This is a genomic window from Methylobacterium sp. CM6257 (assembly GCF_054611515.1).
The window spans coordinates 3,311,378-3,331,402 of sequence record NZ_CM137735.1 but is presented as its reverse complement, the minus strand read 5'-3'; the positions used below and the strand labels follow the sequence as shown (position 1 = coordinate 3,331,402).

Annotated in this window: 24 protein-coding genes; 13 read left to right on the top strand and 11 right to left on the bottom strand. The window is 66.1% G+C overall.

Annotation, left to right across the window (positions count from 1 at the left end; genetic code table 11):
• The first annotated feature begins 113 nt into the window (after positions 1-113).
• The 6 genes from ACYCO6_RS16335 to ACYCO6_RS16310 all read left to right on the top strand — a co-directional run bounded on the left by ACYCO6_RS16335 (position 114) and on the right by ACYCO6_RS16310 (position 7,077).
• Complete coding sequence (locus ACYCO6_RS16335) at positions 114-725, top strand: hypothetical protein (RefSeq protein WP_459772944.1); 612 nt, start codon at positions 114-116, stop codon at positions 723-725.
• 203 nt (positions 726-928) lie between these two features.
• Positions 929-1,177, top strand: coding sequence for a hypothetical protein (locus tag ACYCO6_RS16330; protein WP_459772942.1), 249 nt, complete (start codon positions 929-931; stop codon positions 1,175-1,177).
• A 318-nt stretch (positions 1,178-1,495) separates the two neighbouring features.
• Positions 1,496-3,466 carry a hybrid sensor histidine kinase/response regulator gene (locus ACYCO6_RS16325; RefSeq protein WP_459772940.1) on the top strand — a complete coding sequence of 657 codons (1,971 nt, stop codon included), beginning with the start codon at positions 1,496-1,498 and terminating at the stop codon, positions 3,464-3,466.
• Between the two features lie 312 nt (positions 3,467-3,778).
• Positions 3,779-5,272: an ATPase domain-containing protein gene (locus ACYCO6_RS16320; protein ID WP_459772939.1), complete on the top strand. Its 1,494-nt coding sequence runs from the start codon at positions 3,779-3,781 to the stop codon at positions 5,270-5,272.
• Positions 5,265-6,305: a sensor histidine kinase gene (locus ACYCO6_RS16315; protein WP_459772937.1), complete on the top strand. Its 1,041-nt coding sequence runs from the start codon at positions 5,265-5,267 to the stop codon at positions 6,303-6,305. Before ACYCO6_RS16320 ends, ACYCO6_RS16315 begins: the two co-directional genes overlap by 8 nt.
• A gap of 511 nt (positions 6,306-6,816) precedes the next feature.
• Complete coding sequence (locus ACYCO6_RS16310; protein ID WP_459772936.1) at positions 6,817-7,077, top strand: hypothetical protein; 261 nt, start codon at positions 6,817-6,819, stop codon at positions 7,075-7,077.
• Positions 7,078-7,114: 37 nt separating this feature from the next.
• Here ACYCO6_RS16310 and ACYCO6_RS16305 read toward each other — a convergent pair whose 3' ends face one another.
• Both ACYCO6_RS16305 and ACYCO6_RS16300 read right to left on the bottom strand, forming a co-directional pair.
• A complete protein-coding gene (locus tag ACYCO6_RS16305; RefSeq protein WP_459772935.1) occupies positions 7,115-7,378 on the bottom strand; it encodes a hypothetical protein in 264 nt (87 codons plus the stop codon).
• A gap of 1,078 nt (positions 7,379-8,456) precedes the next feature.
• Positions 8,457-8,672 (bottom strand): hypothetical protein, encoded by a 216-nt coding sequence (locus ACYCO6_RS16300; protein ID WP_459772934.1) that lies wholly within the window; start codon positions 8,670-8,672, stop codon positions 8,457-8,459.
• 194 nt (positions 8,673-8,866) lie between these two features.
• On the opposite strand from ACYCO6_RS16300, the gene ACYCO6_RS16295 reads away from it, so the two are divergent.
• Positions 8,867-9,139, top strand: a complete 273-nt coding sequence (locus tag ACYCO6_RS16295; RefSeq protein ID WP_459772933.1) for a hypothetical protein — start codon at positions 8,867-8,869, stop codon at positions 9,137-9,139.
• Between the two features lie 19 nt (positions 9,140-9,158).
• The gene (locus tag ACYCO6_RS16290; RefSeq protein WP_459772932.1) at positions 9,159-9,353 is read left to right on the top strand and encodes a hypothetical protein; all 195 of its coding nucleotides are present in this window, start codon (positions 9,159-9,161) and stop codon (positions 9,351-9,353) included.
• Between the two features lie 290 nt (positions 9,354-9,643).
• Here the strand turns inward: ACYCO6_RS16290 and ACYCO6_RS16285 are convergent, their stop codons facing one another.
• Both ACYCO6_RS16285 and ACYCO6_RS16280 read right to left on the bottom strand, forming a co-directional pair.
• A complete protein-coding gene (locus ACYCO6_RS16285; protein ID WP_459772931.1) occupies positions 9,644-9,793 on the bottom strand; it encodes a hypothetical protein in 150 nt (49 codons plus the stop codon).
• Positions 9,794-9,916: 123 nt separating this feature from the next.
• A complete protein-coding gene (locus ACYCO6_RS16280) occupies positions 9,917-10,144 on the bottom strand; it encodes a hypothetical protein (RefSeq protein ID WP_459772929.1) in 228 nt (75 codons plus the stop codon).
• Between the two features lie 295 nt (positions 10,145-10,439).
• On the opposite strand from ACYCO6_RS16280, the gene ACYCO6_RS16275 reads away from it, so the two are divergent.
• On the top strand, positions 10,440-10,607 hold the full coding sequence (locus ACYCO6_RS16275; RefSeq protein ID WP_459772927.1) for a hypothetical protein: 168 nt from the start codon (positions 10,440-10,442) through the stop codon (positions 10,605-10,607).
• A gap of 159 nt (positions 10,608-10,766) precedes the next feature.
• Here ACYCO6_RS16275 and ACYCO6_RS16270 read toward each other — a convergent pair whose 3' ends face one another.
• The 3 genes from ACYCO6_RS16270 to ACYCO6_RS16260 all read right to left on the bottom strand — a co-directional run bounded on the left by ACYCO6_RS16270 (position 10,767) and on the right by ACYCO6_RS16260 (position 13,179).
• Positions 10,767-10,976, bottom strand: a complete 210-nt coding sequence (locus tag ACYCO6_RS16270) for a hypothetical protein (protein WP_459772925.1) — start codon at positions 10,974-10,976, stop codon at positions 10,767-10,769.
• Positions 10,977-11,433: 457 nt separating this feature from the next.
• Positions 11,434-11,772 carry a hypothetical protein gene (locus ACYCO6_RS16265; RefSeq protein ID WP_459772923.1) on the bottom strand — a complete coding sequence of 113 codons (339 nt, stop codon included), beginning with the start codon at positions 11,770-11,772 and terminating at the stop codon, positions 11,434-11,436.
• A 375-nt stretch (positions 11,773-12,147) separates the two neighbouring features.
• Complete coding sequence (locus ACYCO6_RS16260) at positions 12,148-13,179, bottom strand: fumarylacetoacetate hydrolase family protein (RefSeq protein WP_459772921.1); 1,032 nt, start codon at positions 13,177-13,179, stop codon at positions 12,148-12,150.
• 536 nt (positions 13,180-13,715) lie between these two features.
• Here ACYCO6_RS16260 and ACYCO6_RS16255 point away from each other — a divergent pair.
• Complete coding sequence (locus tag ACYCO6_RS16255) at positions 13,716-13,925, top strand: hypothetical protein (protein WP_459772919.1); 210 nt, start codon at positions 13,716-13,718, stop codon at positions 13,923-13,925.
• 808 nt (positions 13,926-14,733) lie between these two features.
• Here ACYCO6_RS16255 and ACYCO6_RS16250 read toward each other — a convergent pair.
• Entirely contained in the window at positions 14,734-14,952 is a 219-nt protein-coding gene (locus ACYCO6_RS16250) for a hypothetical protein (protein ID WP_459772917.1), read from the bottom strand.
• Positions 14,953-15,383: 431 nt separating this feature from the next.
• A complete protein-coding gene (locus tag ACYCO6_RS16245) occupies positions 15,384-15,623 on the bottom strand; it encodes a hypothetical protein (RefSeq protein ID WP_459772915.1) in 240 nt (79 codons plus the stop codon).
• 366 nt (positions 15,624-15,989) lie between these two features.
• On the opposite strand from ACYCO6_RS16245, the gene ACYCO6_RS16240 reads away from it, so the two are divergent.
• Complete coding sequence (locus tag ACYCO6_RS16240) at positions 15,990-16,802, top strand: universal stress protein (protein WP_459772914.1); 813 nt, start codon at positions 15,990-15,992, stop codon at positions 16,800-16,802.
• A complete protein-coding gene (locus tag ACYCO6_RS16235; RefSeq protein WP_459772913.1) occupies positions 16,802-17,134 on the top strand; it encodes a c-type cytochrome in 333 nt (110 codons plus the stop codon). Before ACYCO6_RS16240 ends, ACYCO6_RS16235 begins: the two co-directional genes overlap by 1 nt.
• Before the next feature lie 8 nt (positions 17,135-17,142).
• Here ACYCO6_RS16235 and ACYCO6_RS16230 read toward each other — a convergent pair whose 3' ends face one another.
• Positions 17,143-17,883, bottom strand: coding sequence for a helix-turn-helix domain-containing protein (locus tag ACYCO6_RS16230; protein WP_459772912.1), 741 nt, complete (start codon positions 17,881-17,883; stop codon positions 17,143-17,145).
• Between the two features lie 485 nt (positions 17,884-18,368).
• On the opposite strand from ACYCO6_RS16230, the gene ACYCO6_RS16225 reads away from it, so the two are divergent.
• Positions 18,369-18,770: a DUF6455 family protein gene (locus ACYCO6_RS16225; RefSeq protein ID WP_459772911.1), complete on the top strand. Its 402-nt coding sequence runs from the start codon at positions 18,369-18,371 to the stop codon at positions 18,768-18,770.
• Positions 18,771-19,047: 277 nt separating this feature from the next.
• On the opposite strand, the gene ACYCO6_RS16220 is transcribed toward ACYCO6_RS16225, so the two are convergent.
• A complete protein-coding gene (locus ACYCO6_RS16220) occupies positions 19,048-19,836 on the bottom strand; it encodes a cyclic nucleotide-binding domain-containing protein (RefSeq protein ID WP_459772909.1) in 789 nt (262 codons plus the stop codon).
• Between the last annotated feature and the right edge of the window lie 189 nt (positions 19,837-20,025).

The following is a 20,025-nucleotide window of genomic DNA, read 5'->3' as shown; positions in this document are numbered from 1 at the left end:
CACAGTGCCAACCGAGTATTCAGAGGCCGAACAGACATGATCAAGCAACGGAAAGGTCCCACCATCGCCTGATTGTCGCGCCAGAATGGTCCGCCACGAAGAGGAAGACCGGCATGCCGCCGATTGATTCCTACAGTCGCCGGATCTGGTGCATCGCTGCCGGTGTGCTGGTGATCGCGCTCGTTCAGGCCGCCTGTGCCCAGACCATCGGCGCAAAAGACATGCTGAAGGATGCGCGCGGCTTCGGTTGGGACATTGCTCTCTACGTGATCGCTGCTCTTCGCTTCGGGCGCGGGAGCTGGGCCGAACGCGTCTCCACACTTCTCGTCGGAGCCCTGCTGGCGGGCTCGGGCATCGACGCCCTCGCAGATCTGTGGGCTGACCTGGGCCGCCCCGAGAGCGACGGCGCGACCGAGACGCTGCTGTCCGACACGTTCGCGCTCGCCGCCCCCGGTCTCGCAGCCGCGATGCTGCTCCGGTTCCGGCGCGCCGCGGACCCGCTCGTGACGGCGTCCTGGCTGAACGCCCGAAACGACCTTCTGGCCGCCGTCCTGACTGGCGCATGCGACGTGACCGGGCACGTGGCGGGCCTGCACTGGCCGGGCGTAGCGCTCGACATGATTGGCGTGCTCCTGTCGTTCCAGGCTGCCGGGACCGTGCTCCGGTCGGCGCTCGTCACGACCGATACGCTTGAACCCGTTGCCTTGGTGGAGGAAACGCGATGACCATCTCTGTCGATTGCGCCCTCGAACCCGAAGGCGGGACGGTCACTCGGTTCCGAGAGACCGCGCGCGCAGTATGCCGTCGAGCGAGCTCGTCCGGCGCCCTCTACAGGATCGGCCTGCCCGTCGCCCTGTGGATTGGGTTCGTCAACGTCGCCCACCACTAATACGGGAAGGGTCTGGCCACGGATGCGGCCCTGCACGACGTGGTCGCCGCCGAACTCGCCAGCCGCCGCTGCCCCGGTTTGCGCCTTGATCCGGCAGCCTTTCGAGAACTTGCGCTGGAGCGCGGCTTCAATCACACCGACCTCTACCAGAAGCGCTCGCCACGTCTTCAGAAGGCGGCCTCCCACTTGGATCAGAAGCTGCGCCAAGATCCGGACGGCGCGTGCCAGCGGATGTTCGATCTGTACGGTCGCGTGGATTCCGTGCCGCATCTGCGCATGCGCGCCTGATCAGGGTGACATTGGAGAGCCTGCGTATCGTGAACGGGACAGCATAGTTTCGCCCGGTCTTGTACCCGGTCAACCGCGCGCAGAAAACGACGCCCTCGACGAGGTCACCAACGGCAACGTTTTGGACGCTCGCAGGCACAACGTTTGGTTCTTGTCCACCTTCAATCCGGAAATGTTGCGTGACGCGTCCGCATCTACCGCCCGGCCTGCGAAGCGAGCATAGGAACCAAGATCCGATACACAACCTTGGACAATAGCGGCCCGCTTCACTTGGGCAGCCCCCTCCCGTCAGGGCTGCCCGCGTAGGAAGGAACACGCATGGCATCCCAGTTTGGGTCCGCCACCGAGAGCACAGACGAACAGCGCTTCCGGCTTCTGGTCCAGTCGGTGACGGACTACGCCATCTACATGCTCGATCCCACGGGCATCATAACAAGCTGGAACCCGGGGGCGGAGCGCTTCAAGGGCTACACAGAGGCTGAGATTATCGGTCAGCACTTCTCCCGCTTCTACACCGAGGAGGACCGGCAGACCGAGTTGCCGAAGCGGGCGCTTGCGACCGCGGCCAATGAGGGGCGCTTCGAGCAGGAAGGCTGGCGTGTCCGCAAGGACGGCACCCGGATGTGGGCGCACGTCATCATCGATCCTATCCGCGACCCGTCCGGTGCGCTCATCGGCTTCGCCAAGATCACGCGGGACATCAGCGCGCAAAAGGCGGCTCGTGAGGCGCTACGCCAGAGCGAGGAGCGCTTCCGGCTGCTCGTGCAGGGGGTCACCGACTACGCCATCTTCATGCTCAACCCGGACGGCGTGGTGACCAACTGGAACTCGGGTGCCGCTCGGATCAAGGGCTACACTGAGGCTGAGATCGTCGGGCAGCACTTCTCGCGCTTCTACACCGAGGAGGACCGGGCAGCGGGCGTGCCCGTCAGGGCTTTGGAGACGGCAAGACGGGAAGGCCGGTTCGAGGCCGAGGGCTGGCGGGTGCGCAAGGACGGCACCCGCTTCTGGGCGAGCGTGGTGATCGACGCGATCCGCGACGATTCCGGCCAGCTTATCGGCTTTGCCAAGGTCACCCGCGACATCACCGAGCGGCAGAGCACGCAGGAGGCGCTGGAGCAGGCACGGGCCTCCCTGTTTCAGGCGCAGAAGATGGAGGCGCTCGGTGGCCTGAGTTCCGGCATCGCGCACGACTTCAACAACATCCTGACCGTCGTTCTCGGCAACCTCGACCTCCTCCGCCGTGCGCCGGAGCAGCGTCGCGAGCGCCTGATCAACAATGCGGTCCAGGCGGTCGAGCAGGGGCGCAAGCTGACACAGCAGTTGCTCGCCTTCGGGCGCCGGCACCTGCACCAGCCCGAAGTTCTCGACCTGAACCGGCTGATCCTCGGCATGGACGACATGCTCAAGCAGTCGCTGCGGGGAGACATCCAGGTGGTATTCGATCTCGCGCAAGGGCTCTGGCCCGTGGAGGTCGATCCGGCCCAGCTTCAGATCGCGCTGATCAATCTCGCGGTGAATGCGCGTGATGCCATGCCCAGAGGCGGCCAGTTCCGGATCAGAACGGAGAACGTCACTGTGCCCGGCAGTGACGTCGAACAGAGCGTCGCGATCGCGGTGAGTGACACCGGATCCGGCATGCCGCCCGAGGTGGTCGCCCGCGCCTTCGAGCCGTTCTTCACCACGAAGGCGGTGGGCAAGGGCACGGGATTGGGGCTGCCGCAGGTCTACGCCTTCGCACAGCAGTCGCACGGCTCCGTGCGCATCACGAGCGAGGTCGGCCGTGGCACAACGTTTACGATCTCCCTGCCGCGCACGCAGGGGCAGGTCATGGAGACTCGACCAGAGAGCCACGATCCTGACGAGCCCAGGCGCTCCCTTCGCATTCTCGTGGTCGAGGACAACGCGCAGGTGGCGGAGGTCGCAGCCTCAGTGTTGACGGAGCGGGGCCACGCGGTCGTGAGCAGCGCCAGCGCTTCGGAAGCCCTGCACGCGCTGAACACGGGGCAGCCGTTCGACGTGATCTTGTCTGACCTCGTGATGCCAGGGGAGATGAACGGGTTCGATCTGGCCCAGCGCGTGCGCGAACGCTGGCCCACGCTGCCGGTGCTGCTGGCGACAGGCTACAGCGATCAGGCGGCCAAGGCGATCAAGGCGGGTTTCCCGCTGATCTCAAAGCCTTACGAGCCCGCAGCGCTGTTGCTCGCCGTCGAAGGGGCAGCGTCGACCCTCGCCGCTGCCAAACTGCGGAACAACGTCGTCCGTCTACTCCCCGGATCTCGGCATTGACTCCGGCATCGAGGCGGTGGCTTCAACTTCGGATTGCCTCACCGGAACGGCGTAGGCAACCGCGCGAGTCGGCGTTGAAGGTGGCCAACCTCCGGGATCGGCTCACGCGGACGCTCGACCATCGATACGCGGCTCGGCAGGACGCTTCGCGCTGAGGGCTCGCGCTGAGGCGGTCCCGCCGACACCCGAAGATCGACGGGCGCATCGGCCGCCTCGCACCGTGAGCATCGCTCGTGTAGAAGGCCCCGCGCCATCCGGCAGGTCGGCAGAAGGGTTGGACCGGCCTCCTCGGCGGAGTGGTTAAGGATCACCATGGACATAGATGCAGCGCCCATCACCTCGGGCGTGCCCGGCCTCGATTACATCCTGGAGGGCGGCTACGCGCTCAACCGCGCCCACCTCGTCGAGGGACGCCCGGGCTCGGGCAAGACGACACTGGCCATGCAGTTCCTGCTCGACGGCATCGCCCGTGGTGAGCGCTGCCTCTACATCACCCTGTCCGAGAGCCGGCGCGAGTTGCTCAACGTCGCACAGCGCCACGGCTGGTCCCTCGACGGCATCGACATTGTCGAACTCGTCCCGCCCGAACTCAGCCTCGATCCTCGTCACCAGCAGAGCCTCGTCCACGCCTCCGACCTCGAGCTCGGGGAGACCATGCGCATGGCCATGGCGGAGATCGAGCGCGCCAAGCCGCAGCGGCTCGTGTTCGACAGCTTGTCGGAGATCCGCCTGTTGTCACAGGGATCGCTGCGCTACCGCAGGCAGGTCCACGCGCTGAGAAGCTTTCTGCTCCTCCAGAACACGACCGCCGTGCTCCTCGATGATCTGACCAGCGAGGCCGATGACCTGAACCTTCACAGCCTCAGCCACGCGGTCATTCGCCTGGAGCAGCTGGCGCCTCTCTACGGCGGCGAACGCCGCCGCCTGCGCGTCATCAAGATGCGCGGTACGCACTTCCGGGGCGGCTACCACGATTACATCATCCGCCGCGGTGGTCTGACGATCTTCCCGCGCCTCGTCGCGGCGGATCACCCGGACACCGTCACCGAAGAGCGGTGCGGCAGCGGAAGCCCGGAACTCGACGCTCTGCTCGGGGGCGGGCTGGACTGTGGTACGAGCACGATGCTGCTCGGGCCTTCTGGTGTGGGCAAGTCCACGGTCGCCGCGAGCTACGTCTCGGCCGCGATCGGCCGCGGCGAGAAGGCGCTGATCCTCAGCTTCGACGAGACGCGGACCGTGCTGCTGCGACGGACGCGCGGTCTCGGCATGGATCTCCAGCCGCATGTGGAGACCGGGCGGCTGCGCATCGAGCAGATCGATCCGGCCGAGATCTCGCCGGGCGAGCTTGCCGCGATCGTGCAGGATGCAGTCGAGGGGCAGGGCGTCCGGGTCGTGGTGATCGACTCGCTGACGGGCTACCAGCATGCCATGCCGGAGGAGCACTTTTTGATGCTCCAGATGCACGAGTTGCTGACCTATCTGAACCAGCAGGGCGTGCTCACGTTGCTCATCCTCGCGCAGCACGGGATGATCGGCCAGATGGCGGCCACGGTCGATCTCACCTATCTCAGCGACACCGTCCTGTTGTTCCGAAACTTCGAGGCGGGTGGCCAGCTACGCCGCGCGATCTCGGTGGCCAAGAAACGCACGGGCGGACATGAGAACACGATCCGCGAGCTGCGCATCGGCAGCCACGGTGTCCTCGTCGGCAAACCCCTGAGCGGCTTCCGGGGCATCATGACGGGTGTGCCGACCTTCGGGGATGACGAGGCGGCTCTGCTGCGGGACGGCAACAAAGATGGCTGAGCATGATCTGCCGGTCCTGATCCTGGCACCGGCTGGTCGGGACGCGCGGGTCGCGAGCGTAATCCTCTCGGAGGTGGGCATCGCGTCTCGGATCTGCGGTTGCCTCGCTGAGTTGGTCGCCGGGCTCGACACGGCCTCATGCGCCGTGATCACCGAGGAGGCGCTCCTCGCCGAGAACCGACAGGCGCTGGCGGAGTGGATTGCCCGGCAACCGCCTTGGTCCGACTTCCCGTTCATCCTGCTGACGCTGCGGGGCAGTGTCCCCGATCCGCGCCTGCCCGAGACGTTGGGCAACGTCAGTCTGCTGGAGCGGCCGTTCCACCCGGCGACCCTGGTCACGGTCACCCGGTTCGCGCAGCGTGGCAGGCGGCGGCAGCACCAAGCCAGGGCATACCTTGACGAGCGGGAGCGGACCGCCGAGCGACAGTCCCTGCTCATCCGGGAACTCCACCACCGGGTGAAGAACACGCTCGCGACGGTACAGGGTCTGCTGGGCGCATCCGCACGCGCAGCCACCGACGTTGACACGTTCTACGCCGCCTTCTCGGCGCGGATCATCTCACTAGCCAAGACCCACAACCTGCTGACCGAGGACTACTGGCAGCAGGCATCCCTGCACGAGATGCTGGAGAACGAACTCGGCCCCTACAACGACGCCGGGCGCACGCGCATTCGCCTGGACGGACCGAAGGTGGAGTTGATCGGCGATCTGGCTGTGCCGATCGGCATGGCATTCCACGAGATGACAACAAATGCCGCAAAGCACGGATCGCTCTCGGTGCCCGCGGGACGCATCGAGATCATCTGGGATGTGCGTCAGGCCGATGACAGGCGGCTCCTGGTCCTCGACTGGTGGGAGCTTGACGGTCCTGTGGTGCAGAAGCCGACGCGGCGGGGCTTCGGCTCATCGCTCCTCCAGCGCGTGCTCAAAGTGCAATGCGACGCCGAGATCCAGACCGATTACCGTCCAACCGGCCTGCATTTCCACATGACAGCCGCGCTGCCCGACAAGCGCGCTGTCCCATCATACTAAGCGTCTCCTAAGTCTGAGGATATGGCCTCAGATGCGTTCGTGGCCCTGGTGACTGACGTGGGGCAGGTCAGCATTGTTCCATCGGCCGCCATGCGGCTGCACAGAGCCCACCGTGAATGCGGGCGATCATGCGCAGACCCAGACCAGCAGGCGGCGCGATAGGCTCTCCTCGCCGCCGTGATAGAGTCAGCCCCTCGTCGCGTGGGGTGGCCGTAGGCGGGCGGCAGCATGGTCTGGCGCCTCGGCCTACACAGCGGGACTGGCGAGCACCAGGGCGGCCAGGACGATCCCGAAGGCGACAACGGTAGGCATGACAGCTCTCCGGTATCCTGAACGCACGAGAGCGGTAACCGGATCACCTCTGCCGCCAGACGGTTCTCCCTTGGTACGCCCACCCCGAGCGTAGGAAGGAACGACAATGGCAGACATACGCGCAAACGATCCGCTTGGACGGTCTGACGGCCGGCCAGGATCAAGCCAGACTGGCGGCTCATCCGGCGGCGGCGCTGGCGTGGCGGATCAGGCCAGGGAGACGCTGCAGAGAGCGACCGACAGAGCTTCGGACGCGTGGGAGGATGCCTCGCGCTACGGCTCCCGCTACTATCGGCAGGGCACGCGCGCCGTCGGCAACTTGGACTCCGGCACGATGACGGGCTGGCTCGTCGCGGGCGCGATTGGCCTCGGTCTCGGCTGGCTCGCCTTCGGTCAACAGTCCCGCTCGGGCGACTACATTCCGAGGCGGATGAGCACGAGTAGCGACCGGGATTACTAGAGACCCGCCCGCGGCATCCGGCGGACAAGCGCGGCACTTATCTCAGCGACGTCGTCGCCGTGTGCACCACGATCGCGCGGCGGGTTTCGCCCGCCGCGTCGATCGGCGACGGCTGAGTGCTCTCGGCGACGGGAGCGGTTTCCGGAACTGGCTGAGCCGGAGCGGGCGCTAGGGCAGATGCCGGGATCGCGATACCGCTCGGGCCGGCGTAGATCGCGACCATACGCTCGGCGGCAGCGGCGGGCGCGAGCGAAACCAGAACGGACGCGACGGCAAGGGCAGAGACGCAGAAGGTCCTCACGGCGCTACCTCAATGCTTGGCGGTTCGTTGTGGATAACTGCCAAGCTGGAATTGCGTTCCGCTTAAGTTTCCGAGGCGCATTGCACCGCATGCCCGCGGTTCAGCTTCACCTTGCCCGCCGCCATCACGGCGGCAGCGTGCCGGCCGCCAGGGGCCAGCAGGGTCAGGACGCGCCGTCCTGCTGGCGGCCCCCAACGCACTGGCAGGCCAAGGACCGGCCGGAGACGTTATCGTCCTCCAACGCCTCTCGCATCGAGCACAGGCGCTTCATCAGCGCACTCCCTTGCCCGCGCGGTAGCTCTTGAGGTCATCACGGCCGAGGGCCTTCGGGCCCATGTGTCGGGCCCGCCGGCCTATCCGGTCGCCGATCTGCCCTTCGACTGCTCGACTATGATCTGCTGAACAGAGGGCATTTCAGTCGAAGTGTCTAATATTATTACTTTTCGCTAATATCTACAATCTTTTGCTTCCAGTTACCTGGCGATATGCTATCAACGGCACAGAACGAAGCTCGATGACTGCTGATTATGAATGGTAGTCTACCACGAGCACCAGTCTATATCTGATAGGCAACCCGTTTTCTTGTCGGCGCCGACAGACCGATCTGTTGTGCCGCATTCAATTTGGCACGTTGCAACATTCAGGTATAACGTTTTACATATGTTGGTTCACGGAAACAGTAAATCCTATCAACTCAGCCGCGCCCGGTCCGCGATTTCTGAAGCGGCAAGGCGGCCCGGTTCGTAAAGCAAGCTGTCGCTCGGTTTCGAGGGGACCGACATGATCAGGGAAGCAACGCCCATCTGGATCAAACGTCGAATTGAAAGACGCCTGGCAAGAGGAAGAGACGCCGAAGCCGCTATCCGCGTCCTTGTGAAGAAGAGCCGTACGTGCCACGAAGGCGAAAGCAATCCGACCCCACTCGACAACGTCATACCGTTCCCAGGAGTGACGTACTCGCGCATGCCGGAAGCGAGAACTGCGTAGGATCAATAAACTAGGCGGCTCAGGCGAGGGGGATACCTGAGCCGCCTAGCCGAATGCCGCCAATGGTGGCGCATGTGGCGGCCAATGCTGATTACGCTTCAATCATGAGCGTGCAACCGAAATATCCCGTTTCACGCATATTTGAGCGGGCATCCGGCACGCGCTGACAGAGCGACGATGCGGTCCTAGCGGCCGTGTTCACGCCGAACACCTTGCCCGGGGGCAGCCGGAAGGCGCGCCATACCTGGACCTGCAGCGCCTTGGCGGCCGCGGCGTTGCGGGCCTGCTGCTCGGCGTTGGCCTTCAACCGCGCGGCGGTTTGCGAACTCGGCGGGTACTTGATCGGCGGGGCGTTCGGATCCGTGGGCCGGATGACGGCCGCGATGATCCACCGGGCGCGGCCAGTGTTCGTTGCAACTATTGACGCGCTTCTATTGAACTATTGGGCCGCAACCCGCGTTTGCTGTCGATCCCGAACACGGGACAACTGAGGAAACGCCGATGCGCATGAAGACCTACGGCCTTGCGGCCGCTCTTGCTGTTGCCCTGACTGGCACCGCTTATGCCCAGCAACCGGCCGGTGGTGGCAGCGCGACCGGCAATATGAACAACCCAGGGTCCGTGAAGAGCAACAGCGAGAAGATGAACGAGCGGACGACCGGATCCGCAACCGGATCGACCACGGGCGCAGCTGGCGCGGCGACAGTGCCGGGTACCGGAACCGCGCGCCCAGGCGTCGGTGCGGGCGGGAGCCCTACAGCGCCGGCCCGGTAAACTCCTCTCGGAGGGAGGGATGAGGCGGCAGCGAGTTCTCGGTCTGCTCGGCGGGGCTGCTGCGTGGCCGTTTGCGGGCCACGCGCAGCCTGTCGGCACGACTTACCGTGTCGGCTCCCTCGCCCTCCTTCCCGGCGAGGAGACCACCTTGGCCACGCCGCTCCTCGAACGGCTTCAGGAACTTGGATTCGTCGAGGGCCGCAACCTGACTTAGACCTACCGCTCCGCTGAGAGGGGACCCGAGCGCCTGCCGCGGCTCGCCGCGGAACTGCTGCAGGCCGGGTCACAGGTTCTGGTCGCGGGTTTCGGGCGGTCGCGGCCAAAGCAGCCAAGGCAACCACGCCGATCGTGCTCACCTGCGTCGGTGACCCGGTTGGCGCAGGCCTCGTCTCGAGCCTGAGCCGGCCAGGGCACGGAGTTGAATTCCGATGTTCGACGGACCGCGGCGCCGGCATGAGCGGCCCGCAAGGTGGACCGGGCGCAGCTGCGCGCCCGGGAAGAAGATCAGACCCGCCCGGCGATGCGGTCCAGGATCGTGGCGCACCGGCGGCGCTCGGCCTCTGCGTCGATGGAGCCCGCCAGCTCCCACTTCACCGTCTCCAGCGCCTTGGACGTGGACGGGGCGACACCACGTGGGTGGTCGAGGTACTTCAACACGGCATCCGCATCAGTATGCCCTCGCCGCTCGAGCGGGGCAAAAAACGCTGGATCCTTCGCACGCCCCCGCCCGCAGCCCTCATTGAGCGGGCAACCCTCGGTCCTGGCTGATCCTCTCGATCAGCCCGGTCCAAAGGCAGCCAGTCGGGTCACGGATCGGACCAGAGCACCGATAAGGGAGAGGGCGCTGGTCAGCGCGACGCGAGCGCCGATCCGCACGGTGCTGAAGGATAGACGGCGATTGTCGTTGGCAGCACGCGGGCGTGAGCGCAACATGTAGCGGTCAAGAGCAGGCTCGGGCGGTATGATCCACTGTTCCGCAGTCTTGCGAGCCTTGGCGGTGCCCATGCAGCATTTCCTCGTTTTGTTCGCGAGGACAGCCGGCGCTTATAGGACAAGCTTAAGCTGAGCTATCCCAGAGCAGTGCTGCCGAGGGTTATGAAGCAGATCATCGAACGTCTGTCCATGCAGAATAACGCGCGGCAAGCGGTTAATCGGCATCATACTGCGAGAGCAGAGGACGGCCCGGCCTCGCGCCGATATATACGCTCAGCGCATGGCTGTTATTTGGCATCTGGCATGCCAGAAGGCGTCGCGCGGTGTCATAAATGCTGCAACGCAAACGCCAAACGGATTGGCCACCATGACCGCTCTGCTCGTCTCCGCTCTCATTGCTGCCGTCGCTGCCAATGTCGCCCTGGTCCCCTTCGTGGCCGACTGCCTGAGCTCTAAGGACAGCGCTTCCGTGCCCGGTGCTGGCCTCCGCGTCAGCAACGAGAACCTCCGGGCTGCGTCGAAGATCGCCGCCTAATCACCTCGCCGCGATTGCTGCACTGCAAAGAAATCAGCCCCGCCCTGTGCTCGGCGGGGCTTTTTGCGTCTGCAAGCAGGACCCCGTACGGGACAGCCTATGAGCGGAGCCCGCATCGCGGAGATCAAGGCCACCTAAGCTGACGGCGGAACCTTTCGCTCAGACCTCGGTCTCGCGCTTGACGATGGCGTCCTCGTCGGTGCCTTTCTGCGTCAAGTCGACTTCCGCGCTCTCAGCTGGGTCTGAGGGCGCGTTGGAGCCGATCGGAGGCATAGACTCTCGCTTGGCACCGACCCGAGCCCAGCGCTCTGTATCGTGCTCCCTTTCGACGAGACCGTGCGTGCTTGCATTCAGCGGTTTGTCCGGCATCGGTTGCTCTCCGTACCGGAGAGCAACACCGCCAACAGAGCCGCGGGTCCGATCCTGTTCGCAGCAATGCGTGCTCGCCCCCCACAACGAACCGTTAACCAAACCGCATCAGCCTGCGGGTCGAACGGACACGTCCCCCGTTCCCTCTCGGAAGGCCCTGCCGTGATCTCGACACGCGGCGGTGTTTTCCCGTTCGACCGAGGCTTGGCCAATGACGCTGCGTGAGCGCGCTGTCCTCAGCGCCGGCGTCGAGACCGCCCGCATGAAATGGAGGCGGCAGCCGCCGCGAGGAACGGCTATGACCCGGGCGAACTCATCAGTCCGCGTCAGCGGGTTCGTCCCACGTGATGCGACGAGGTCGGAGCTTGGGGGCAGCCGTGGCAGTGCCCATCCCGATAGCCCATCCGATGGCAGCAATGCTGGCGCAGAGCAGAAAGATGTAGTCTGCCATGACAGCTCAAGCCACTTCAGCCACTGCGTTCGGCTGCGCCTCGAGTAACAGCACGGTCAACGTATTGACCGCACGCAGTGCAGCAGACCGTGCCTCGGCTGCGGTAGAATTGCGCTTATTGAGTTCGGATGCGAACACAGCCGAGGCGGATAACGCCCGAGCGACTTCTAGTTCAGCCGACGGAAGCATGGCAGCACGCTGCCAAAGGCCCACAGCGGCATGCTCGGCTACTGCCGAGACAGTTTCGCCCATACCATTCGGTGTGGTTTCTAAAATGCCGCGCCATGATCGTAGGATCTGGCCCGCAGGTGCGGGGAGGTCGCAATTATGTTCGAAGCTCGACATCCGGGGTGCGCCTCGATTTATGCTCAGGCCATCAGGAATGGCTGCCCGTCCAAGATCAACACGCGAACGGATGATTCAGAAGACACGCTAAATGAGTATTCAGGCGTGTCACCTGCGGCGCAAAATCGATACCGACCGGCAGACGGCGCCAGTGACGACCAAGAACCGCGTAGCGCGGTGAGCATCCTGGCACCGAGCCGCCCTCACCCGAAGGACGCATCTACAAAAAGCCGCTCCCCGAGCGCCCTTTGAAGGCGTTCGCCCTTCGGATGTACCCGACTACGGTCCGCGGATCCCGGTGGCCGGACTGGTCCATGACGCGGGCGAGATCGGCACCACGCTCGGCCGCCGTGATGTCGCCGGTGGGCTGTGTCCTCAGACGGGTACGGCTTGGATCACGTTCCGCAGCGTGCCGAGCCCGACGATCTCCGTTTCCATGACGTCGCCCGGCTTGAGGAATTCAGGCGGCTTACGCGCGTTGCCGATACCGGGCGGGGTGCCCGTGGCGATGATGTCACCGGGCGCCAGGGTGAGCCCATGCGAAAGCTCGGCGATGATGCGGGCGACCTTGAAGTACATTTGCTTGGTCGAGGCGTCCTGCTTCACCACGCCGTTGACCCGGGTCAAGAGGTGCAGGTCGGTGGGATCGAGGTCGGACGCAGGCACGATCCAGGGGCCGATCGGCCCGTAGCCGTCGAGGCTCTTGCCCTTGAACCACTGCCCGCCGTGCAGCTTGATCTGCATGTCGCGGGCGGTTGTGTCGTTGATGACGCTGTAGCCGAAGACGTGGCCCATCGCGTCGGCTTCCTTGATGTTGCGGCCGGCCGTGCCGATGATCACGGCGAGTTCCACCTCCCAGTCGATCGCGGTCGAGACCTTCGGGTCGAAGGGAATCGGGTCATAGGGCCCGTTCACCGTGTTCACGCCCTTGGTGAAGAACACCGGATGGGCCGGATACTCCATGTTCGTACCGCGGACCGCCTGGCCCTCGGCGAAGTGCTCCAGGTAGTTCCAGCCGACCGCGTAGATGTTGCGCGTCGGCGCCGGGATCGGCGCGAGGAGCCGCACGGACTCGACCTGGGGGCCGTCGCCCGAGGCCGCAGCCTGGCGGACGGCGTCGAGCGCCGCTGGGCCGGCCTCGATGAGCGAGACCATCCGGGCCGGATCGAAGCCCGGCAGGGCGGCGCGGGACAGGTCGACGACGCGCCCGTCCGCGCGCACGACGCCGAGGCGGGGGGCGGCACCCGCATCGGGCAGGAAGGTGACGAGGCGCAGGGCGTCGCCTCCCGTGGGCGGAATCGGGCGGCCCGGACCGGAAGCGGGCGCCTGGGCGGACGCTGACGATGCCAGCGCCCCAGCCGCGGTGGCGGCCACTGTGAGGTTCAGGAAATCACGCCGCGTGCTCATGAGCCGTTCTCCTCTGCGTTCGCTCTTCGCTGGAGCGTTGCGCCTGGAGAACCTCGACTGCCCGAATTCAAAATGCAATCGGCCGGCGCGACAGTCGGACCGGGGCGTCGCGGCATCGCCGCTAAGGAGCGGCGCGCCGGGCGGTTAATCGCATCGGGAGCTTCAGGACCCGAGCCAGATTTCGAGAGGGGGGTGGCGCGCCTTGCGGGTTAAGGTGACGGGCATCAACACGGCCCGCCGCCTCGCCGACGGAACGACAAGGCTGGATCGCTATCATCGAGCGATCCGTACCAAGCTGCCGGGCGAGCCGGGTTCAGCGGAATTCATGGCCGCGCATGAGGCCGCTGGCCGCGAGGCGGCTGCAATCCGCCCTGGCTACGGCGGCAGGCCCGTCCTCGTGTGGCTCGGGCTACGTCGAAGGGAGAATGCAGAGCGGGTGACCACTGGAGCGACGTTGCGACGTCTCGCTGGCCGGGCGCGAGTTGCTGAAGGTGCTTGAGCCCCGGTGCGTCGCGGGATGGCATAGGAGGGCAGCGATGTACGCCAACAACCTGCACCTCGACGCGCTGACCGCAATCACGACCGCATGGCAGATCAGCACCGCCATGAGGACGAAGGGTCCGCGACCAGAACCCTGCATCGATCTCACCCCAGACCAAGCTCTGAAGCTCGGGGAATGGCTGGTCGATTGGGCAAGGCGTGGGGTGACACACCAGACCATCGAGGGACGAAAGACCGGGTTTTGACGGGAGGTCAGCCGCCCCGCGCCGCGAACTCCCAGACTGGCACGCTCCATTCCTGGCCCGGCCGATTGCGGCAGGTGGAGGTCCGCCTCGTGGAGGAGGCGCTGGAGGTCAGGCGGTCGTAGCAAGGCAAGGCTTCGCTTGTCCTCAATCAGACCCGCTACCACCAACGACTGACCCGATACGGCGCCAACGATACTGCAAGTTAAATGCGCGGATCAGATGAAAGAATTATACCCTAAAGCCCCTGCGGCGCTTTTAAATCGCGATTGGTCAGATAACGACGCGCAAGCATAAAATAAAACGGAGGAAACGATGCTTACGTTTCTGGTTGGCGCCGCAGGCGGTGCAATGGGCCTTCTAGCATTTATGTTCATCAGCCTCATGGCGTTCGGAGCAGCCGCGAGCGCGTTCGACGACTAGCTCCAACCATTCCAGCGAGCTCTGAAACATCGCCAGGATCACCCCCGCTCGTTGTGGGTCCCGCCTTCGCGCGGTGGGCTGGCTACACCGTCGCCGGCTGCGCGCCGAGTCCCCTGAAGACCGTTCCCGGAGATGCGGGACCGCTCGATCCCGACCCATGCCGAGGTGAAGCCTGCCAGAGGCCTACAACTCAGTTGCGTGCCGAGCGGATCGTGACAGGTGAGGCGAGCGAGTCGGCATGAAAGAGTTCGCCGCAGCGAACCGGGCGGCCTGACGTGATCGCGTTACGGGGATCTCGCGGATAGGGCCGCCGCGGGCCAAGTCGCATCACCGCGCGATGCGGTGAAGTTCGGCGGCTCGGCCAGATGCTCGGCCGAGCTCCACGCACTCACCTGTACACGGTGCAACTGTTGACGTCGCCGGTCGGCAGGAACTCGCAGTTCGTGATCGGCTGGATGACCCCGTCATCTGTGATGGTCGAGACGGCTGCCTCGCTGGTCGGCGGCGAGGTCAGCATGATTGTGCCGAACGCCACGCTGGCGGCGGCAAACGCGAGAACGAACAGGACGAAGTTGCGCTGGAGCGCAGGGAGCAAGGCAGTGGCCATGGATGGCCTCCCATGAGGCGCAGACTCTGCGCCAACAGAGAGGCTAGGCCCTGATGGCTGCGGATGCGTCACCCGAATGGAGGAGGAATAGGTAATTGTATGCGATCAAGGCCGCATTCCGCTGCATGTCGCCAGCTTGGCGACGCGCTCGGCCGAGGGTTCGCCAAGCTGGCAAGGGCTGAGTTGAGCTTGGGGTTCGGCTGGGCATCCACGCCCGCCTTTCGGAGCCCCCTCGACTCCTAGAGCGAGCGTGGAGACCGGCGGACAGCCGGTACACCACACCTAGAGCAGCTATCGAAAGCTTAGGAATAGGCCTTTTGCCCAATCCTCCCGAGCGACGCCAGGAGCATCCACGCCCGCCCTCCAGCTTAGGGGGGCGGATCACCTGGACCGGGATCAAAAGGTCAAGCCTGCCGCGGCCAACTTGGCCGTCACATCATCGGCCGCGGGTCGGGCGCCCAGGTCGGTGGCGCGGCGGACGGGTGAACGCGCCTTGCCCGCCGCGGCACCCCACGCGCCCTGGCGAAGGCTGTCCCAGTGTGGGCGTTCAGGCGGCCGTCCCGCTGGGCGGCGAAGAACCGCGCCCGGCATCGCGCCGCCGGCATAGCTCGTGCGACCGTCGACCAAGCAGTGACCGAGAGCGCCGCCAGGGCGAGCAGACTTCGAGTCATGGTCGCGGATCTCCCCCAATCGCCGCCGCAACTCAGCGAACCGGTGGCGCGGTGGTCAAATGGTTCTGGACGGGCCGCGACCGTGCCCGGCGCCCGTTCGTGTGCCTTGCGTACGCCTCGGCAGGCGGCCGGACCTGCTTCGGATCAAGGAAGTCCCACCGGACGAGGGATTTCCGCCGGAGGGGCCGCGCCGTCGCGGCATCCTCCTGTGAGCACGACCAGCCATGCCGCGTCGGCGCCCCGGCGCGAGATCCTGCGGCGCTCGCCCCGCGGGAGCGATCCGATTTTGCGCTGGATCAAGGATCGCCCGTCGTGAGTTGGCGAAGCAGCTTCCATGGGTCATCCATCCCGAGCGGGAGCTGCTCAATGTCCATCGCCAGCATCATGGTTGCCCTCGACACCAGCGAGGCGGCTGCCCGCCGCGTCCGCCTCGCCGCAGACCTCGCGCGTCGGTTCGAGGCCGCGCTGACCGGTGTTGCCGCCCGCAAGCTTCCCAGCCCCGGCCCCGCCGGCGACCTTGGGGAGGCGCAGGCCGCCTACGATGCGGAACGGGCCAAGCTGGCCGACGAACTCACCCTGGCTCGGGACCTGTTCCAGGCGAGCGCCGGAGGTGACATCCGCACCGGCTGGCGGCAGGCGGAGGATGGGGCCGAGGCCATTCTCGTCCGACACGGCCGGGGCGCCGACCTAGTCGTGATCGGACGCGACTCCCCGCGTACGTCACGCGACGCGATGGTGCCCGACCCGGGTACCGTGCTGATGGAGATGGGACGTCCGGTGCTGATCGTACCGCCGGGGGCCGACCGCCTCGACGCCGCCCGCATCGTCGTCGCCTGGAAGGATGCGCCGGAGGCGCGCCGGGCAGTCTCGGCCGCCCTTCCGTTCATCGGGCGCGCCGACAAGCTCTTCGTCGCCGCGGCGGGCAGCGAAGCTCGCTACGAGGGGGCCGAAGAGGTTTCCGAGTTCCTGGCCCGCCATGGGGCCCACGTCACCACAAACCTGCTGGACGCGCCCGCCGGCGAGGCCGCGGACGCGGTTCTCCGCTTCGCGAGGCGCGAGGACGCGGATCTGATCGTGATGGGCGCCTACGGCCATTCGCGGATGCGGGAGTGGTTGTTCGGGGGCGTGACCCGGGACATCCTGCGGACGTCGTCCCTCTGCTGCCTGATGAGCCATTGATGCGCGGGACCTTTGCCGCCGTGTCGGGAGCACAGGCGCTCTCGTCCCGTCTCCAGGCGGAGCCGGCGGCCGCCACTGACAGGCATGTCGAACGCGGCCGCGCATTGGCGCCCCAGGATTGCGCCCGTTGCCACGCCATCGGCAGGATGGGGACGAGCCCGTTGCGGCAGGCCCCGCCCTTCCGGACACTCCATGAACGCTATCCCGTCGACGACCTCGCTGAGGCTTTGACCGAGGGCATCCGCACCGGCCATCCGACCATGCCGGAGTTCCGGTTCGACCTGGGCGAGGCCGAGGCGCTGATCACCGACCTGAAATCGCTGGCGTGCTGACGGCGGCCTCAGCTCGCCGCCAAGCGTTCCAGATGCGCCGTGTCGAGCAAGCGAACGCCGCCAGGCACGAGCAGGATGGCATGCGCCCGGTCGAGCCGGGTCAGCATGCGGCTGACCGTCTCGATGGTCAGCCCGAGGTGATCGGCCATGTCCTGGCGCCCCATCGGCAGTTCGACCGTGACGGAGCTGTGCCCCGTTCGGGCGTAGCGCTCGCGCAGGGACAGCAGGAAGGCGGCGACCTTCTCCTCGGCCGTACGGCGCCCGAGCAGCACCATCTGGTTTTGGGCGAGGGTCAGCTCGTAGCCGGCCCGCTCGTGCAAGCTCTTCAGCAGATGCGGCTTCGCCTCCACCACACCGACGAAGTCTTGGCGCCCGAAGCGGCAGGTCTTCACCGGCGTGAGCGCCTCGGCCGAGACCGAATGGCGCTCCTCCGGGGCGAGCCCCAGGAAGTCGCCCGGCAACGCGAAGCCCATCACTTGGCGCCGTCCGTCGGGGAGCAAGCGGGCGAGGCGAAGCGAGCCCTCGATCACGTTGAAGACGGAGTTCGCCAACTCGCCCTGACCGAACAGAACCTGGCCCTTGTCCAGGGTTAAGTGCTGACTAAGCGCCTCAAGCTCCTCCAGCTCGTCCAGCGCAAGCACGGAGCAAACGCTGATCAGCCTGACCTTGCAGTCGACGCACCCATCCTCCGATCGCCTATGGCTGCAGACGTGCGCGGTCCTCTCGCACGAACCCGTATCGACCAGCATGCCGTCTCCCCAGGGGACAGGCCTGCCGAGCCTCTCCCGGTCGCTCCCCCTTCAGGTCAGGTGAGGGGAACCGGACGTCCGTGCATTGATCCAGCGCAAGGGCCGCGCACAGGGGCGAACCGTGCGAAGCCGGGAATGGGGACATGATCCCCCTTCGGAGACAGGCCGCCCCGGGCCCGTGGCGCTGCCAACGACGCGCGGTCGATGGCCGAGGCGAGGGACGGGACCTTTCCGGAACGGGTTCGTCGCGTGCGAGTGATTCACGGCGGGAACCGAGCGGTCCTTGACCGAGATCAAGGACCGTTCTGGGCGTCTCCCCTCTAACGAGCGCAGATCTTACCCGGACCCGGCCATGTCAGACGTCCAGCAGGCGCCAGTCGCGCCCGTTCGTTCGAGGCGATGTAGCGGCGCACGGAGTCGGGTTTGCGCGCAATCACAGAGGTGCCAGCAACGGCGAGGCACCTGAGCACCCTTCAGAGGCCACCATGTCCGCACCTACCGGCAAACCCGAACCCTTCGACCCGTTCGGCATTGCCGCCTCGATGAACGCCTGGTGCTGCCTGCTCACGGCTGCCCGGGAACTCAGGGACGTCGACGGGGAGATGATGGACACACTGCTGGAGACCTATGCCTCCGCCCCCGCGCCTATGAGCCCGGACGCGGTCGCGAAGGTCCGCAGCCTCGCAACGCTGATGCGCAGCCTCCGGCTCGATCCCGATGCGATCCGGCAGCGCGAGCCCGAGGCCATGCGGGAGTTGGAAGCGGCCTGTCTCAATTGCACGGAGCGCAGCCGCTGCACCCGTGAACTCTGGGCCGGGACGGCGGCCTGCACCTATCCCGAGTTCTGCCCGAACGCCTCGCGCCTCGACGCGCTACGCACCGCCTGAGCCGTTGCCGCCCGTCCGTTCCGCACGTCCCTCGACCGCGCCCGCTTCGCTCCGGGTGAGAAGGCGGTGAGGTGTGCCCGAGCGCGCTGATCGGCTTGGCGAATGTGCTCGGGGTCGCCGTCGCCGTCCACGTCGGCTGAGCGGCCTGACCGGGTTCCCGTTCGACAACGTGAAGGCCGACCGGCCCTCTCCCAGCTTCGCACGTCGTGACCGCCAAGGCGCACCCTGGCAGTCCGGGTCCATGCTACTGGATCGCTACCTCCGGAGCAGCCTTGCGTCAGCGCGGCCGGGGCCGAAGTTCCTCTCCCCTCAACCGCTCGATCAGGTCCAGCATCCGCCTTTCCGCCTCGTTCGTGGAGGGTGGATCCACCAGTGGATCGGGCAACGCCACCGCGGCCAGCCGCGCCCGGTCGTGGATGGCGACGTCCTGCCCATCAACCGCGACTCCGAATTTAGCAAGGGCGTTCAAGGCGCGCGAGAACGACTCCCGTGTCATGCCGAGTTCGGACGCGATCATGTGCTTCTCGTAAGGCAGCAGCGCGCGGTCAGGCGTGCCCTGCCGTTCCGACAGGACGAGCAGGTAGCAGCCGACCCGCTCTGCTGCGGAGCGCAGCTTCAGGTTCTTGGTCTGCCGCACCATGCGACGGAACTGCTCCGCGAGCGTGCCGAGGACCGCCTTCGCGAGGCGCGGATCTTGGTCTACGGCCTCACGGAAGGCGTCGGCCTGGACGAGGAGGAAGCGCGACGGCTCTGGCACGCGCGCCTGCATCAGGTACGGCGAGCCGGTCAGGACGGCGGCCGGGATCAAAAGGTCGGGGGCGCGCACGACCTCGATCAGCACTTCGCGTCCGTCCGTGGAGCGGCCGAACAGCTGGACTGAACCCGAGACCAGGACGACTTGGAAGTTCGGAATATCGCCCTGATCGAACAGCACCGAGCCGCCGGGCAGCGCGTGCTCCATCGTGTGCCGTGACAGGCGGTGGGGCAGGGCGGGCGTGCCGGGGGCCGATCCGGACCCGGCCTCAGAGACCATGGCGACCGCCAGCCTGGATGTCGTGGAGCTCATGCGCCGAGCATCGTGACGCATTCGGGAACGGGCATTGACTTGGATCAAGTAGAGTCGAGTAAGACATGACGACGTCGGGGGCGACACTCATCTCCGCTCAAATCAATCTTTGACGTGGATCAATTACGGCGCGGACGTATATCCCGGAAGGTGGCACCGCAACTTCTGCCCGCCTCGGAAGCCGGCGCC

Excerpts from the sequence above, each read along its gene's own strand:
- ACYCO6_RS16335 (WP_459772944.1), top strand. The coding sequence starts at position 114 with ATGCCGCCGATTGATTCCTACAGTCGCCGGATCTGGTGCATCGCTGCC.
- ACYCO6_RS16325 (WP_459772940.1), top strand. The coding sequence starts at position 1,496 with ATGGCATCCCAGTTTGGGTCCGCCACCGAGAGCACAGACGAACAGCGC.
- ACYCO6_RS16320 (WP_459772939.1), top strand. The coding sequence starts at position 3,779 with ATGGACATAGATGCAGCGCCCATCACCTCGGGCGTGCCCGGCCTCGAT.
- ACYCO6_RS16315 (WP_459772937.1), top strand. The coding sequence starts at position 5,265 with ATGGCTGAGCATGATCTGCCGGTCCTGATCCTGGCACCGGCTGGTCGG.
- ACYCO6_RS16295 (WP_459772933.1), top strand. The coding sequence starts at position 8,867 with ATGCGCATGAAGACCTACGGCCTTGCGGCCGCTCTTGCTGTTGCCCTG.
- ACYCO6_RS16290 (WP_459772932.1), top strand. The coding sequence starts at position 9,159 with ATGAGGCGGCAGCGAGTTCTCGGTCTGCTCGGCGGGGCTGCTGCGTGG.
- ACYCO6_RS16280 (WP_459772929.1), bottom strand. The coding sequence starts at position 10,144 with ATGGGCACCGCCAAGGCTCGCAAGACTGCGGAACAGTGGATCATACCG.
- ACYCO6_RS16275 (WP_459772927.1), top strand. The coding sequence starts at position 10,440 with ATGACCGCTCTGCTCGTCTCCGCTCTCATTGCTGCCGTCGCTGCCAAT.
- ACYCO6_RS16270 (WP_459772925.1), bottom strand. The coding sequence starts at position 10,976 with ATGCCGGACAAACCGCTGAATGCAAGCACGCACGGTCTCGTCGAAAGG.
- ACYCO6_RS16265 (WP_459772923.1), bottom strand. The coding sequence starts at position 11,772 with ATGTCGAGCTTCGAACATAATTGCGACCTCCCCGCACCTGCGGGCCAG.
- ACYCO6_RS16260 (WP_459772921.1), bottom strand. The coding sequence starts at position 13,179 with ATGAGCACGCGGCGTGATTTCCTGAACCTCACAGTGGCCGCCACCGCG.
- ACYCO6_RS16255 (WP_459772919.1), top strand. The coding sequence starts at position 13,716 with ATGTACGCCAACAACCTGCACCTCGACGCGCTGACCGCAATCACGACC.
- ACYCO6_RS16250 (WP_459772917.1), bottom strand. The coding sequence starts at position 14,952 with ATGGCCACTGCCTTGCTCCCTGCGCTCCAGCGCAACTTCGTCCTGTTC.
- ACYCO6_RS16245 (WP_459772915.1), bottom strand. The coding sequence starts at position 15,623 with ATGACTCGAAGTCTGCTCGCCCTGGCGGCGCTCTCGGTCACTGCTTGG.
- ACYCO6_RS16240 (WP_459772914.1), top strand. The coding sequence starts at position 15,990 with ATGTCCATCGCCAGCATCATGGTTGCCCTCGACACCAGCGAGGCGGCT.
- ACYCO6_RS16235 (WP_459772913.1), top strand. The coding sequence starts at position 16,802 with ATGCGCGGGACCTTTGCCGCCGTGTCGGGAGCACAGGCGCTCTCGTCC.
- ACYCO6_RS16230 (WP_459772912.1), bottom strand. The coding sequence starts at position 17,883 with ATGCTGGTCGATACGGGTTCGTGCGAGAGGACCGCGCACGTCTGCAGC.
- ACYCO6_RS16225 (WP_459772911.1), top strand. The coding sequence starts at position 18,369 with ATGTCCGCACCTACCGGCAAACCCGAACCCTTCGACCCGTTCGGCATT.
- ACYCO6_RS16220 (WP_459772909.1), bottom strand. The coding sequence starts at position 19,836 with ATGAGCTCCACGACATCCAGGCTGGCGGTCGCCATGGTCTCTGAGGCC.